General features: G+C 69.4%; 3 protein-coding genes and 1 pseudogene. All 4 read right to left on the bottom strand.

All coding sequences use genetic code 11. From position 1 onward, the window contains the following. A partial coding sequence (locus GA0115259_RS10385; protein ID WP_161230333.1) for an FAD-dependent oxidoreductase occupies positions 1 to 242 on the bottom strand: 242 nt, incomplete at its 3' end. Next, positions 232 to 441, bottom strand: coding sequence for a ferredoxin (locus GA0115259_RS10380; RefSeq protein WP_093594174.1), 210 nt, complete (start codon positions 439 to 441; stop codon positions 232 to 234). The genes GA0115259_RS10380 and GA0115259_RS10385, both read right to left, overlap by 11 nt. A gap of 203 nt (positions 442 to 644) precedes the next feature. Beyond that, entirely contained in the window at positions 645 to 1,760 is a 1,116-nt protein-coding gene (locus GA0115259_RS10375; protein WP_093594171.1) for a hypothetical protein, read from the bottom strand. Between the two features lie 45 nt (positions 1,761 to 1,805). Continuing rightward, positions 1,806 to 2,105 (bottom strand): annotated as a pseudogene (locus GA0115259_RS40170) (ethanolamine ammonia lyase-activating protein); the annotation flags it as partial.

The following is a 2,105-nucleotide window of genomic DNA, read 5'->3' as shown; positions in this document are numbered from 1 at the left end:
CCCCCGCCCCGCCACTCCGCATCCACCTCACGGCGGCTCGGCAGCCCGACATCCTGCGCGCGCACCCGCCCGAGCAGCACTTGTTTGGACAGCGGTGGCCGGTCGTACGGGCGCTGGGGCTCGTCCCCGACCAATGTCAGCGATCCGGTGAAGCCCTTCTCGCGCAGCGTCTCGGCGGCGCGCAGCCCGGCCAGCGACGCGCCGACGATGACGATCCGGCCGTCGCGCCGTTCACCGGACACGGGCGCCCGCCCGCTCCCCGACCAGGATGGCCTGCACCGGACATGCCGCCGCCGCCCGGCGGACGTGTTCCTGCTGATCGTCGGGGACGGTCGGTGTGTACATCAGGGCCTCCTCGCCATGCAGCTCGAACACCTCAGGGGCGAGAAACGCACACTGCGCGTAACTCTGACAGCGATTGAGGTCGACAACGATCTGCATCCCGACGATCCGCATCCCGATCCGCTCCTCGTGCCCGCCCGCCGCCGTCTCCGTCCTACTGCCTGCCGGGAAGCGGCGCGAGCGGTGTTACTCCGGCGAGGGCGCCGGGCCGGCAGAAGCCACACGCGCGGACCAGCCGGGTGGAGTGTCCTGGAGTGTCCTCGTGGGCGGACAGACTCCGTGGCGGTGTGGTGACACCCGGGTCAGAGTTCGTGAGGCATGTCCGGTGTGATGCCTCGCGCCGTCAGCGCGTCTGCGTAGTCACGGCGTATCCGCGGGTCCTCGTCCTCGTACGGCAGCAGACTGCCGCCCTCCCGGATGCTGACCAGCACACCGGGACGGCCGTCCACGATCGGGTTGCCGGCCCGTCGGATGCCCGTCGGATGCTTCACCCCGCCCCGGAACGCCAGCTGTCTGGCCGTCCCCGGGCCGGTGTTGAAGTGCTGGTGGAACCACTTGCTCGGCGGGCTGTAGACGGAGCCCTCGCCCCACTCGACACGGACCACCCGGTCGCCGTTGCCGGCCTGGTACGGGCGGCTGCCCGCCTCCTGCGGCCAGATGAGTACGTAGCCCTCCGACCGCAGGCCGTAGAGAATCGCTCCGCCCAGATGGTGGTGTGCCTTGTGGTAGCGCCCGGCCGGCCAGGAGGTGATGTGCGCGGCGACGGTGTTGCCGGCCATCTCGAAGACGGTCGCGTCCACGCCGCTGCCCTTGACACCCAGGGAGTCCAGCGCGATCTCGTGGATGTCGGCGATGAAGTTGGTCTCCGCGATACCGCCGAAGTAGTTCTGGTAGCGCCTGCTGTCCGCGTAGTACGCCGCGCCGGGCGAGAACCGGTCGGTGAAGCGGTAGTCGTTGGCGAAGACGAAGTCCTCGTTGTGGAACAGATCCATCACCATGGGCGCGTCGTTGACGGCCATGTACACCACCGGCTCCGATCCCGTGTTGTGCAGGACATAGGCGCAGTTGAGCGGGATGGCGAAGAAACTGCCCCGCTGCCACTCGAAGCTGGTCGTGCGGGAGTCGCCGGGCAGTCGGACATCGGCCGTGCCGCGCCCCGACAGGACGGTGATGAACTGCTGGTGGAGATGCTGCTGGACTTCCAACGACCGGCGGGCGGCGATCTCGCCGATCTGCATGCCGGTGAAGCCCTCCATGCCGTGCAGTTGGACGAACGCCGCCCGGCCTCCGGTGCGTGCCCAGTCGGCGCGCTCCACCGTACGGACGTCGGAGATACCGTAGCCGCGGTGGACCGGGATCCCTTCCTTGTGCATCCAGGTGTCGTAGAAGGTCTCCCGGGCCTGGCCGGACGCTGCCATCGGTCACTCCTCTTCCGCCGCGGAACTCGTGCGTCGCGCGGCTCGTCAGTCGTAGAACTCGTCCATCCGCGAGGCGATGCCGTGCTCGGCGCACGCCTCGCGGTACATCAGCCGGACCGCCGGATCCTCGTCCGCGTAGTCGATCTGGTCGCCGCCGAGCCGGGTGCTGACGGAGGACATCGGCAGTCCGGTCGCCGGGTCCCGGCGCGCGTTGAGATGGCGCAGGGCGAGGTAACGGGCAGGCGTGGCACCGGTGTTGAAGTGCTGATGGAAGGTCTCGCCGGGCGGGATCACCAGTGAGCCCTCCGCCCAGTCGTACCGCCGGATCGGCTCGCCCTCCTGCCA

The organism is Streptomyces sp. MnatMP-M17, from assembly GCF_900091995.1.
In the GTDB taxonomy this organism is placed as follows: Bacteria; Actinomycetota; Actinomycetes; order Streptomycetales; family Streptomycetaceae; genus Streptomyces.
Note: the sequence above shows the minus strand (reverse complement) of the source record. Positions and strands in the feature narration are given on the sequence as shown.